This is a genomic window from Treponema vincentii (assembly GCF_018336815.1).
Classification (GTDB): Bacteria; Spirochaetota; Spirochaetia; order Treponematales; family Treponemataceae; genus Treponema.
The window spans coordinates 2,126,616-2,139,055 of record NZ_CP050497.1 but is presented as its reverse complement, the minus strand read 5'-3'; the positions used below and the strand labels follow the sequence as shown (position 1 = coordinate 2,139,055).

The following is a 12,440-nucleotide window of genomic DNA, read 5'->3' as shown; positions in this document are numbered from 1 at the left end:
AAGGAGGAAAAACGATGAGTATCGGGATGATTGTCAATCTCTTGCGTGAGGGCATTTTTCAGGTATTTATATTAGCTGCTCCTATTCTGCTGGCTGCATTAGTTGTCGGTTTAATCGTAGCGATTTTTCAGGCGACTACCTCCATTCAGGAACAGACGCTCACCTTTGTGCCGAAAATTTTGACGATTTTGGGTATGCTTGCGCTTTTAGGCGGCTGGATGTTCAGCGTATTGCGGGATTATACCGTCCGCCTTTTTGACATTATTCCTCAGCTGGTGCAAGGGTAGGGAACCTTTAGGCGACGTTGAATAATGGATCCTAACCCTTTCTCTTTTTTACTTGTAAAAGCTCCTCTCTTTTTTTTAGTATGCGTGCGGATATTTGCGATGATTTCTACGACGCCGCTTTTTTCGACGAGGGCGGTGCCGCGTATTGCAAAAATTTCGCTGGCGGGGTTAATCGGCTTTTTGGTGATGCCGGTTGCCTACGGTTCCCCGCTGGATGTGCAGGGATTTAATCTTGACTATGCGCTGCTGGTTGTCGGCGAAGCGCTGCTCGGGGTGCTGACCGGTTTTTTTATCAGCATTATCTTTGCGTCATTCAGTACGGCAGGACAGTTCTTTTCGTATCAGATGGGATTCGGCGTATCGGAAGTGTATGATGCGCTTGCTCAAATTGAAAACCCGCTGATGGGACAGTTCTTAAACTTTATCGCCGTGTTGATCTTTTTACAGATTAAGGGGTTTCAGACGCTGTTTTTAGGCGGCGTGCTCCGCAGTTTTCAGTCGATCAACTGTTTTATGTTTTTGGAAAAACGGGAGTTGCTTGCCTCATTCCTTATGACAAACCTTAGCAGTCTTTTCTTAAATGCAATGATGATTGCGATGCCGGTTATGGGAACCCTCTTTTTAGTGCATGTTTCGATGGGGTTGCTGTCAAAGGCCGCGCCGCAGATGAACCTTTTATCGGAAGGTTTCCCGATAACTATTTTGCTGACCTTCTTCCTTTTGACCGTATTGTTGCCGTTTATGGCGAATTTCTTTGTGCGGATTATGGAAAGCGGATTTGCTGCTTTTGAGTCGCTTTTGATTCGTGTCGGCGAAGGTATTTAGTATGCGGAAACTCGTGATGGAAACTGCAAACGAATATAATAAGCGGAATTTTTTCATCGATTTGCAGTGGTTTGCCGCAGAGGATGAAGGACGTACCGAAGACCCAACCGACTATAAGATACGTAAAGCTCGCGAAGAAGGGCGTGTTGCAAAAAGTCAGGATATCAACGCTGCATTGGTACTGCTGTTTCCAGCCGGAGCGCTGATCTTTCTTTCATCCTTCTTTTTGGAAGAGTGTATGGAAATTCTGCGGTTCTTTTTTTTACGGAGCACGCAAGCTGATATCCGGAGTGGTCTTTGGTTCGGAATCTTTGTGCAATATTTTTTAAAGCTTGCGCTCCCTCTTGCGCTTATTGCAATGCTTGCAGGCGTTATCGCCAATGTCATTCAAAATAACGGATTTTTATTTTCTACTAAGCCTATTCAGCCTCAATTCAATAAGATTGTTCCTGACTTTATACGTTTTTTTAAGCGGGCGCTTTTTTCTACGGAAGGTTTATTCAATTTTGCAAAGTCGTTGACAAAGGTTGTTGTGCTGGTATTTGTTGCCTTTTTGGTGATACGGGCAAATCTTCCTCATTTTATTGAGCTGCTGACGGTGAGTTTTCCGCAGGCGATTTTTTTTATTGCAGGACTTGCGGCAAAATTACTTGCAACCGCTGCTTTGCTGCTTTTGATTCTAGCAATTCCCGATTACTTTTTTCAACGTAAGCAATTTATCGATTCGCTGAAGATGACAAAGCAGGAAATAAAAGAGGAATACAAGGAATTGGAAGGAGATCCGCAGGTTAAGGGGCGAATCAGACAGCAAATGCAGGCGATTCTTTCTCAAAATGCCATCCGCAATGTGCCTAAGGCCGATGTGGTTATTACGAACCCGACGCACTTTGCTATTGCAATGCAGTGGGATTCAAAAACGATGGCAGCGCCGATGGTACTGGCAAAGGGTGCCGATGCAATGGCGCAGCGGATAAAGGCGATCGCTCGTGAGCATAATATTCCATTAATAGAAAACAAACCGCTTGCTCGTGCACTCTATGCGAAAGTTCAAATCGGTGATATAATTCCTGAGGAATATTATCGGGCGCTTTCGTTAGTATTTGCAGAAGTATATACCCTCAACAACAAAAAACAGGAATTTTATAGAAGATAATTATGGCCGCAAAAAAATACAATATCGATATCGCAGTTGCATTTACCGTCATTCTCATGGTGCTGATGTTTATCATCCCGCTCCCCACTGTGCTCCTTGATTTTTTTATGGCGCTGAACCTCACCTTCAGTCTTGTCGTATTGTTGATTGTCCTGTTTACTGCACGTGCTACCGATTTTTCGGTCTTTCCTTCATTGCTGTTGCTCAGTACCATCTTCGGATTGGTATTGAACGTGTCGTCTACTCGTCTTATCCTTTCCAAAGGGGAAGCATTTGACGGTGCGATGATACGGGCGTTCAGCTCGTTTGTTATCGGCGCATCGGGTAGTCAAGGTCTCGTTATAGGGTTTGTCATCTTTATCATCCTTATTGCGGTGCAGGCCTTTGTTATTACGAAAGGCGCCAAGCGGGTCGCCGAGGTTTCAGCCCGTTTTAAACTCGACTCTCATCCGACAAAGAGTATGTCCATCGATGCCGAATACAATGCCGGTATTATTACCGATGAAGAAGCCCGGCAGAAAAAAGAACAGCTGCAACGGGAAGATGACTTTTACGGCGCGATGGACGGCGCAAACCAGTTTGTGTCCGGTAACGTAAAAGTCGGTATTTTTATTACGGTTATCAATATTATTGCCGGTTTGATTATCGGGATGGTGTTCCGAACCGAATCTTTCTCTAATGCGCTGCGCACCTACACGACGTTGAGTATTGGGGACGGGTTGCTTGCGCAGCTGCCTTCGCTCTTTTTGTCGGTAGCGACCGGTTTACTGGTTACCCGTATGATCGACGAAGGCTCATTCGGGCAGGATATTAAAAAGCAGTTTTCCCAAATCGGGTGGATTTACTTTGTTGCTGCCGGTACGCTTGCTATTATGGGAGTGCTTCCCGGCTTTCCCCATGTTGTGTTATTTATTATCGCGTTTGTGTTGGCCTTTGTCGGGTGGAGAATCATCAAGGAAGAACAGACATTTAAGGCCGGTAAAGAAAAGCAGGCTGCACAAAAACAGGCTGGGCAGCAACAGCGCGCTGGAAGCGGAGGAGAGCCTGGGGCACCGGGAGAAATTGCTCCCATTGTGCCGCTTGATCCTTTGTCGCTGGAGCTCGGCTACGCGCTGATTCCGCTTGTCGATAAGGACAAGGGTGCGGAACTGCTTGAGCGTATTACACGCATTCGGCGGGAAGCTGCGCTCGACCTCGGTTTGGTTGCCCCGCGTATCCGTATTATCGACAATATGCGGCTTGAACCGAGCGAATATTGTTTTAAGATTAGGGGCGTAGAAGTGGCGCGGGGAAAAATCCGTATGGGTTGGTACCTCGGTATAAATCCCGGCGGCGTTTCCGAAGAAATTCCCGGCGAGCGCACTGTCGATCCTACCTTTGGCTTACCTGCCGTATGGATATCCGAAGAGAATCGCGATCGTGCCGAGCGCGCCGGTTATACCGTGGTAGATCCTCCTGCGATTATCGCGACGCACCTCACTGAGGTGATTAAAAAGCATGCCGCCGAAATTCTCGGACGGCAGGAAGTGCAGGGGATTATGGATGCGCTGCGCAAGGATTATCCGGCGGTTATCGACGAAGCGGCAAAGGTATGCAGCCTCGGTGAGGTACAGAAAGTGCTGCAAGGGCTTTTGCGGGAACAGGTATCCATCCGCAATACAATCGTTATTTTGGAAACGCTTGCGGATTTCCGTCCGATTACCTCCGATGTTTCTCTACTTGTAGAAAAGGTTCGGCAGGCGCTCGGACGGCAGATATGTTTACAATATGCCGATGAAAATAAAACACTCCATGTGCTGACGGTCGAACCTGCACTTGCTCAAAAAAAATTGTTGAAAGCAGAATAGATACGGTAAACGGACCGATGGCGGCGCTGGAACCGTCCGAGCAGCGGATGTGGATACGATCGCTTATCCAAGCGGTTACAACGATGCAGAAAAACGGCTTCCTTCCTATTGTACTGGCGCCCGAAGCTTCCGCCCGTATTTTGATTAAAAATTCAACCGATAGGGAGATTCCTGATCTTGTGGTACTCTCCATCCCCGAAATTGCGAAGGACATACAGGTTGAAGTGATCGGTGAGATTAAGTTGGAACAGGATAAAAACTAATGGAACTTTTTGTTGAGCAAGATTCGACGTATGAAAAATGTCTGAGAAAAATTACAAAAAAGCATGGCGATGCCGTTACCATCTGGAGAAGAAAAGACGCGAAGATCAGTCGGCTGTTTGGGCTTTTGGAAAAAGATGTGGTGGAGATAACATTTACGATAAACGATACCTTACCTCAAAGACCGTCCTTACTTTCCGAACAGCAGACCCCGGTAAAACCGGCGCCCAGAGTTGCTCATATAAATAATCTCAACGATGAAGAAGAGCGGCGGAAAATTGTAACGCGATATGCAAATAAGAATCCTGCGGCGGCGGATGAACTGCGCCAATATGTTGATATGACTTCGAAAAAGAGTCCTGAAAAAAAGCCTGTGCCTACACCGGTGCAAGCACAATCTTTGGATAAACTGGCGGAAACGGTTGAACGACTTGTGACGGAAATGAAAAAACAGAACGCACCGCGGGTAGATGCCGAACATGAGCATATTGTTAAAATTCAAAAAATACTCGAAGAAAATGATTTTTCTCCTTCATATATCAAAAAGCTTTCTGCCCGTTTGAAGGATGAGCTAAGCTATACCGAAATTGAAAATTTTTTGACGGTGCAGAAAAAACTGTTTGAATTGCTTGCCGAATCGATCAAAATTAAACCTGCTGAGAGTCAACCTAAAACTCGAGTTGTGTTATTGGTTGGTCCTACAGGAGTTGGGAAAACAACAACGCTTGCGAAAATTGCCGTGCAGTATATCCGTAAAAATTCCGAACATCCCTTGCGCGTTAAAGTGATTACAATTGATAACTGGCGTATCGGGGCAGCGTATCAGATGAAGCGCTATTGTGAATTGATGGGAATTCCGTTGATGGTTGCGTCAAGTCCCGCAGAAGTACGCAAATATATGGCATTGTATCGCGAAGAAGCCGATGTTATTTGTATCGATACTATCGGTCGGAGTCCGAAAGACCGCGAAAAGATTTCGACCATGCAAAATTATTTTACCGAATTGGGGGATGATGCCGAAGTATATTTGACAGTATGCGCCGGAACGCGGATAAACGATATTCGCGAGATTATGAAAGAGTATGCGGTTTTTAAATACAAATCGCTAATCATCACAAAGTTTGATGAAACCTCATATATCGGTAATTTATTGAGTGTTATTTCGGAAACGAATATACCGATAACGTATATAACGGCGGGGCAGGAAGTTCCACAGGATTTTATGCTTGCCGATGTCGAAGTCTTTTTAAGGAAACTAAAAGGATTTTCAATCGATGACGAATATATCAATCAACTATGCAATAAAGATAGAGAGCAACTGCTTAAAGTTTCTGCTTTAAAGAAGCCCGAAACGCAATCAATTTGATAAAAGTTTAAAGTGTGGAGAAACGAATGGGTGATCAAGCTGACGGATTACGTCTTTTAATGAAAGAAATACATAAAACGGCTGACGCTATCGGCAGTAGTCAGGATACGGCGCAAAAGACTCGCATTATTGCCGTTACCAGCGGTAAGGGGGGCGTAGGCAAAACCAACGTCGCCACCAATATGGGAATTGCGTATGCTCAGATGGGAAAGAAAGTTATTGTGCTTGATGCCGATCTCGGACTCGCCAATGTCAACGTTATTATGAATGTTATTCCGCAGTACAATTTGTATCATGTTATTAAAAAGCAGAAGAAATTGTCGGAAATTATTATTGACACCGAATACGGTATTAAGCTGATTGTGGGCGCTTCCGGTTTTGCAAAGATTGCGAATATGGCGGAAGCGGAGCGCAATGAATTTATTAACGAAATGTATACGCTTTCCGATGTCGATATTATTATCATCGATACGAGCGCAGGGGTGTCTAAGAACGTACTGAGCTTTGTCGCTGCTGCCGATGAGGTAGTTATTATCACAACCTCCGAGCCGACTGCGATTACCGATGCCTACGGTATCATAAAGGTGATTGCAACGGAAGTCGATAACATGAACCTCAATCTTAAAATGATTATCAATAGGGTTGATTCGGCGGCAGAAGGCAAGCGAATTGCAGATCGGATGATCAACATTGCCGCACAGTTTTTAAATCTTAAAATTGAATATCTGGGCTTCATCTATAATGATCCTTTGGTAACAAAAGCTGTCCTCAAACAAAAACCTTTTATTATTGCAGAGCCCAACGGCAAAGCGGCAAGCTGTCTAAAGCACATTGTATCACGTATGGAAAAAACCGAAATTCCCGAAACCGGCGGCTTTGCAGGCTTTGTAAAAAAATTATTCGGACGCCGCTGGGAAACGGAATAGAAAAACCTCTAAAACATCAAGTCTATTGGTTTATTCGTGCGGAGGGTTTAATACCCCGACGCTTGCGTCGTAACAAAGGGTATTAAAGCCGACTGCAACCACCTTATAGAACACACAGTGCGAAACGTTGAGCAGTGTGCCCCGACGCTTGCGTCGGGGTTGTTGATTGATGGAGAGAATGCGTATATGACGATGACAGCGCGATTCAGGGCGGTATTTTTTGATAAAAATTTTCTAAGAACATTATTCACAATCGCTCTCCCGATTATGCTACAGAATTTTCTGAGCGCCTTTGTCAATATCCTCGATACGGTGATGATCGGTAAGCTCGGTACTATCGAGCTTGCGGCTGTCGGCTTGGGGAACCAACTCTTTTTTTTGCTCAACCTGATTCTATACGGTATCGGTTCCGGTAGCATGGTATTTACGGCACAGTTCTGGGGAAAAAAAGATTTTAAGGGCTTACAGAAAACGCTCGGTATTTCTATGCTGGTGTCCGTATTCTTCGCTGTTTTCTTTACGGTTTGCTGTGTGAGTATGCCGAAAGAAATACTATCGCTGTATACAAAGGATAGCGCCGTTATTGAAACCGGTGTGCAATATCTGAGGCTATCGGCATTGTGCTTTATTCCTTTTGCGATAAATTTTATGCTGATGATTACGCTGCGTTCCATCGAAAAGGTGAAAATTGCAGTCGGTGCGACACTGGTGTCTTTGGTTGTCAATACGACGCTGAACGCTGTTTTAATTTTCGGGTTATTCGGAGCTCCTGCACTAGGGGTTCGCGGGGCGGCTATCGCAACTGTTATTGCCCGCTTTGTTGAACTCTTTATTACTTTTACCGTAACAAAGTATCGGAAATATCCCGTTTTAGGAACGTTTAAAAGCCACTTTACTTTTGATGCTAAATTCTTAAAAGTGTACCTTGTAATCGTACTACCGGTATTGCTAAACGAAACCTTGTGGTCTTTCGGGATTACATTCCATCATAAAATTTTTGCAAGTATCAATACGTTTTCGTATGCCGCCTTTAATATTACCAATACTATTTCGCAGTTGACATGGGTTATCTTTATCGGCTTCGGTAATGGAGTGAGTGTTTTAATCGGAAAGAAAATAGGCGAAAAGCATGACAGTGATGCACGGCAATATGCTGCTAAAGTGCTGCTATTTATTCCGATTGTTGCGATATTTATCGGCGCGGCGCTTATCCCCATTTCGTATCTTGTTCCGTTTATCTTTAATGTGGAACCGATTGTATTGTCAACGGTTAAAAAGCTCTTTATCGTATTGGCCTGCTGTTATCCCCTCAAAGCCTGCAACATGTGTATTCTGATAGGGCTGGTGCGTGCGGGCGGCGATACCCGTTTCGGCATGATTTGCGATACCTTCATTATGTGGCTGATTGCAATTCCGCTTGCCTATTCCGTATCGATTCATACCGCGCTTCCGCCGTGGGTCGTCTATATGTGCCTCTTTAGTGAGGAGCCGCTCAAACTGCTGTTAGGGCTGTGGCGGATTAGATCCGGTAAATGGCTTCACTCTGTGACCGACTAACCATTCCTTTTGAAAATAACAAGGCATCTACTGCGTCGTACGGCAAAAAAGTGTCCTCAACGTATCAAAGATACGCCTGCGGTACTTTTTTGCCTATCTCCTTGTATCTACCTCGTTATTTTCAAAAGGCTTACGGAAGGGCAAACGCATCAGACGAGTAAATATAGATCGCAAAATCAGGAGATTGTTAAAAATATACTTTCCGTTAGCCTTTTGAAATAGCCTGTTAAAAAACGTACATCCGTGTACGTTTTTTAACGACAAGTTTTTCTTAGCGAAAAACTTGCTACTGCTTGCAACCACCGCCGTCCGTGGCGGTACTGATACGTTGAGGATATTCAGAAGCGGCACGGATGCCGCTGGTTCCATCAGAAGCGATGTTTCAGCGATGCTGAAACTCGCTGCCAAAAGTGTACAAGGATGTACACTTTTGGCAAGGTAACGCAGTAGATGTGCCGTATATTTCAAAAGGAGTCTGATGCGTTTACCGTGGATTGCTATATTTGCGTCGCTATGATATGCTTTAGCGTATGAAAGATATGCGCCGAACGGTTCTTGTTTTACTTTCCTTTTTTTTTATTGCAATTTCCGGTTTTACGGATCCGTTGACGGAGGGAATGTATACCCGTGAGCGGCTGATGCAGGTGTATCGCGACGAAATAGCGGAGGCTTCTTCACATGAAATAGCGGCGAACGAAGTTGGCGAATGGTATAACATTATCGAAACATCTCTTTTTATGCTGATACGCAGAACCGAACTCTTTCGCGGCACGATGCGCTTAATTATAACTGACCGGAAAAATGCCCGTTGTATGATGTATCCCGACGGGACATTTCTTGTAAGTACCGGTCTTTTGGATTATATCGATTCCGTTCTTTTCATGGATACCGCCGGTTCTGCGCGTAGGATACGGAATTTGAATAACGAGCGAGAGAATTTTTTTGCCCCTATCGCTGCAGTGTGTACGGCGCAGTTTGCGCTCAACTATTACAGTACCGCTAAGATCATCTCGCTTTCTCCTGAAAAATTATATACCGCCGACATCATGGCAAGCGTATTACTTAATGTTGCCGGTTATCCTCAGGGGTTATTGGAAGCATGGCTTAATCGGTTGGCTTCACTTTACGCTGATACGGAAACGGCAAAAGTCTTCGCATCATTTGCAACCGGCTCCATAAAACCTGCTGTACGGTTTGAGCAGTTAAACAGTAACGGAGATGATATTACGCATCTGTACGAAGAAATTTCAGGGGTACTATTTGCACTTCAGAATCGCAGAGGAACCGCCGATGCGCGTACTGTGTTGGGTAATTTACTGCAACTCTTTCCGCAGAGCCTTTATATCAATCGTCTGAATGCTCTCGTTTCTCATCAAGCATGGCTAAGCAGTCTTGATAAGCGGGATACGGAGATGGCTACTATTCTTCCTGCTGCAGTGTATGATAATGCATCGGTGTTTGCGTTTTTTCAGTCGGCGGATTTCATGTTTGAAAATGATGACGATGAACAGTCCGATTACGTTTCAAAGACAATGCCGACACGGAGTAACAGCGCTGTATACGAGCAGGCAAAAAAAGCATATAGCGATTATCTTACTATGATATACGAGGCGGGAATCGCATCGGGGTATGCGTATCTACTCGCTTCGTCTCCGCTGACTCATGAACGGAATGCAGTACTCAGCATTGCAGAACAGGCTGATCTCTTTCATACGAGTGCTGATGATAAAACAGCGCGGGCAAACTATGCTGCGCTGTTGTCTCTACTAAGAAAAGACTATACAAAGGCGCAACAGCTGCTGGCTGATTGTCTCTCTTCATCTGTTCGAAAAACAACCGGTAAAGTGTTGTTTGTAACGACGGGATTTCCTGCCGATGAACGGCTAATCCGCTGCAATTATTTCCGTATCCTAAAAAAATTAAACAATAAAACAGGCGCTGCAAAAGAAAGGCAATGGCTTGCCGATATCTTAAAAGAACCTGAAGCGGTTACTCCGATTGTGCTCCGCAATGTGTCTGTCGGCGATACGGTTGATAAACTGTTGAGTGCGTGGAATAGACCGTCTGCAATTATCTACAATTATTACAACGAACGCTGGCTGTATCGACTGCTTAATACCGAAGTTATCATACGCTCTAAAGACGGGGACGGAGCGGTACTGCAGATGAGTGTCGGTTTTCCGTCATCGTTAACGCTCTTTAATGATATACGCACCGGCGACTCTCGTGATGGTTTTGAAAAAGTGTGCGGAAAAGCGGTGTACCGCAGCTGCGATGCACTGATGTATCACCGGCAAGGAAATCTTCTACAGGTGGTATACGGTAATAACAAAATACGGAACATCACTATTCGGAATATAAATGAAAAAAGGTAATCTCGTTCTCTATAAAAATCAGCCTGCGCTCATTACCGATGTACAGGCTGATAAATTTGAAATTGCGTTGGAATCCGGTTCAAAGAAAGTACGCGAAAAAGACATTGTGCTGCTCCATAGCGGAGAATGCCGGAGCATTAAGGCGGCGCTTGATGCCGAAGTTCCCGCTGCGGATTTTGGCGAAGCTGCGGATTTCTTTGAAGGAGAAACGCCGTCTTTCACCGAGCTTGCGGAGCTGCTATGGGGAACGTACACGGCGGAGCAAAGCTGGCAGTTGTGGCAAGCTCTGTGTCGTTCGCCCTATTTTATTTGTACTTCGCCTACGGATCCGATCGGTATTCGCACGCAAGCGGAAATAGAGCGGCTTAATCAAAAGCAGACGGAGAAAGCGCAGGCCGAAAAACTGCGGCAGGATTTTATCGCAGCCCTTCGCGCCTGTATGCAGGGAAAGCCGTTTACAGAAAGTAAAGAATTATATACGCCGTTTTTTCAAGAGCTTGAGGCGCTCGCCTTGGGGAGTTCTTCCGCTTCCAAAATATTAAAAGATGCAAAGATGGAGCAAACTCCCGAACAGGCGCACGAGATTCTGTTAAAAACGGGTTTTTGGCCTATCGAAAAAAATCCCTATCCTGCACGCTTCGGCCATTCGCTTCATTCATCTAAGGCGGATATCACCGCGCCTGTGTTTCCGTCCGATCCGTTCGATTTAACGGCAATCCCTGCGTATGCAATCGATAATCCCGGCAGTACCGATCCCGACGATGCGGTTTCTTTTGACGGAACATACTTGTGGATTCACATTGCAAACCCTGCCGACACCATTCAGGCGGATACGCAAAGCGATGCCGATGCCTGTGCTCGCGGCGCAACACTATATACACCTGAGGGGGCAGCTCGAATGCTCGGCGAAAAAGCGGTTGACTATTTTGCCCTCGGGCTAAAACCCGTATCTTATGCGCTTTCTTTTAAGCTGCTCCTCGGTAGTGACGGTGCAATCGAAGAGGTTTCAATCCACCGTACCAAACTTTCGGTTATTAGGATGACGTACGAAGAAGCTGATGCGCAAAAGGATTCACCCGCGTTAGCTCCGTTTTTTGCCATTGCAGAGAAAAACCGCATCAGACGGGAAAATGCAGGCGCCGTATCCATCGATTTTCCCGAAGTGTCTATTACGCTGGCGGAGCAGGACGGCATAAAACGGGTGCGGGTGCAGCCCATTGGTCAGACTGAAGCGTCTGCAATGATTAAAGAGATGATGCTGCTTGCAGGGGAAGCTGCCGCCCGTTTTGCCTTTCAGCACAGCATTCCGTTTCAGTACATCAGTCAGGAGGCGCCCGAACTGCCGAATAAGCTGCCGTCCGGCCTTGCAGGGGAATACCGGAAGCGGCGCGCCATGCGCCCGCGCAGCGTGGGTACCATTCCTTCGATGCACGCTGCGCTCGGGCTTGCTATGTACGGACAGGTAACAAGCCCGCTCCGCCGCTACGGGGACTTGGTCAGTCATCGCCAGCTGTTAAACTATATTGACGGTAAACCGCTGACGCCTGCGGCAGAGTTCATCCTTAAAATAGCGGCGGGGGACGTCGCAGGGCGCGCCTGTGTTTCTGCGGAACGGGCATCCCGTCAGCATTGGACGCTCGTGTATCTGCTGCAAAATCCGGATTGGCGGGGGACGGCGGTTGTGCTTGAGGCAATGGGCAAAAAGGCTCATATCTTTATTCCGTCGCTTGGATATGAAGGCGACATAACGCTTGATGCCGAACCGGAACTCAATCAGGAACTGACCGTAAAGGTGCGCCGCATCCGTCTTGCCTATCTGCAAGCCTCGTTTGAACAGGTGTAA

At 46.0% G+C, this 12,440-nt stretch carries 8 protein-coding genes and 1 pseudogene; all 9 read left to right on the top strand.

Annotation, left to right across the window (positions count from 1 at the left end; all coding sequences use genetic code 11):
• Window positions 1-14: 14 nt before the first annotated feature.
• The 9 genes and pseudogenes from fliQ (at window position 15) to GWP40_RS09655 (ending at window position 12,440) form a co-directional block, all read left to right on the top strand.
• On the top strand, window positions 15-287 hold the full coding sequence (gene fliQ, locus GWP40_RS09695) for a flagellar biosynthesis protein FliQ (protein ID WP_206181584.1): 273 nt from the start codon (window positions 15-17) through the stop codon (window positions 285-287).
• 24 nt (window positions 288-311) lie between these two features.
• Entirely contained in the window at window positions 312-1,112 is an 801-nt protein-coding gene (fliR, locus tag GWP40_RS09690) for a flagellar biosynthetic protein FliR (RefSeq protein ID WP_212565165.1), read from the top strand.
• A gap of 1 nt (window position 1,113) precedes the next feature.
• Window positions 1,114-2,265, top strand: a complete 1,152-nt coding sequence (gene flhB / locus GWP40_RS09685; RefSeq protein ID WP_212565164.1) for a flagellar biosynthesis protein FlhB — start codon at window positions 1,114-1,116, stop codon at window positions 2,263-2,265.
• A gap of 2 nt (window positions 2,266-2,267) precedes the next feature.
• A pseudogene (gene flhA, locus GWP40_RS09680) lies at window positions 2,268-4,375 on the top strand (flagellar biosynthesis protein FlhA).
• Window positions 4,375-5,739 carry a flagellar biosynthesis GTPase FlhF gene (flhF, locus tag GWP40_RS09675; RefSeq protein ID WP_212565163.1) on the top strand — a complete coding sequence of 455 codons (1,365 nt, stop codon included), beginning with the start codon at window positions 4,375-4,377 and terminating at the stop codon, window positions 5,737-5,739. The pseudogene flhA and the gene flhF overlap by 1 nt, the downstream one beginning before the upstream one ends.
• 26 nt (window positions 5,740-5,765) lie before the next feature.
• Window positions 5,766-6,665, top strand: a complete 900-nt coding sequence (locus GWP40_RS09670; RefSeq protein WP_212565162.1) for a MinD/ParA family protein — start codon at window positions 5,766-5,768, stop codon at window positions 6,663-6,665.
• A gap of 186 nt (window positions 6,666-6,851) precedes the next feature.
• Window positions 6,852-8,222 (top strand): MATE family efflux transporter, encoded by a 1,371-nt coding sequence (locus GWP40_RS09665; protein WP_212565161.1) that lies wholly within the window; start codon window positions 6,852-6,854, stop codon window positions 8,220-8,222.
• 530 nt (window positions 8,223-8,752) lie between these two features.
• Entirely contained in the window at window positions 8,753-10,597 is a 1,845-nt protein-coding gene (locus GWP40_RS09660) for a hypothetical protein (RefSeq protein WP_212565160.1), read from the top strand.
• Entirely contained in the window at window positions 10,584-12,440 is a 1,857-nt protein-coding gene (locus tag GWP40_RS09655; protein WP_212565159.1) for a ribonuclease catalytic domain-containing protein, read from the top strand. The genes GWP40_RS09660 and GWP40_RS09655 overlap by 14 nt, the downstream gene beginning before the upstream one ends.

Excerpts from the sequence above, each read along its gene's own strand:
- fliQ (WP_206181584.1), top strand. The coding sequence starts at position 15 with ATGAGTATCGGGATGATTGTCAATCTCTTGCGTGAGGGCATTTTTCAG.
- fliR (WP_212565165.1), top strand. The coding sequence starts at position 312 with ATGGATCCTAACCCTTTCTCTTTTTTACTTGTAAAAGCTCCTCTCTTT.
- flhB (WP_212565164.1), top strand. The coding sequence starts at position 1,114 with ATGCGGAAACTCGTGATGGAAACTGCAAACGAATATAATAAGCGGAAT.
- flhF (WP_212565163.1), top strand. The coding sequence starts at position 4,375 with ATGGAACTTTTTGTTGAGCAAGATTCGACGTATGAAAAATGTCTGAGA.
- GWP40_RS09670 (WP_212565162.1), top strand. The coding sequence starts at position 5,766 with ATGGGTGATCAAGCTGACGGATTACGTCTTTTAATGAAAGAAATACAT.
- GWP40_RS09665 (WP_212565161.1), top strand. The coding sequence starts at position 6,852 with ATGACGATGACAGCGCGATTCAGGGCGGTATTTTTTGATAAAAATTTT.
- GWP40_RS09660 (WP_212565160.1), top strand. The coding sequence starts at position 8,753 with ATGAAAGATATGCGCCGAACGGTTCTTGTTTTACTTTCCTTTTTTTTT.
- GWP40_RS09655 (WP_212565159.1), top strand. The coding sequence starts at position 10,584 with ATGAAAAAAGGTAATCTCGTTCTCTATAAAAATCAGCCTGCGCTCATT.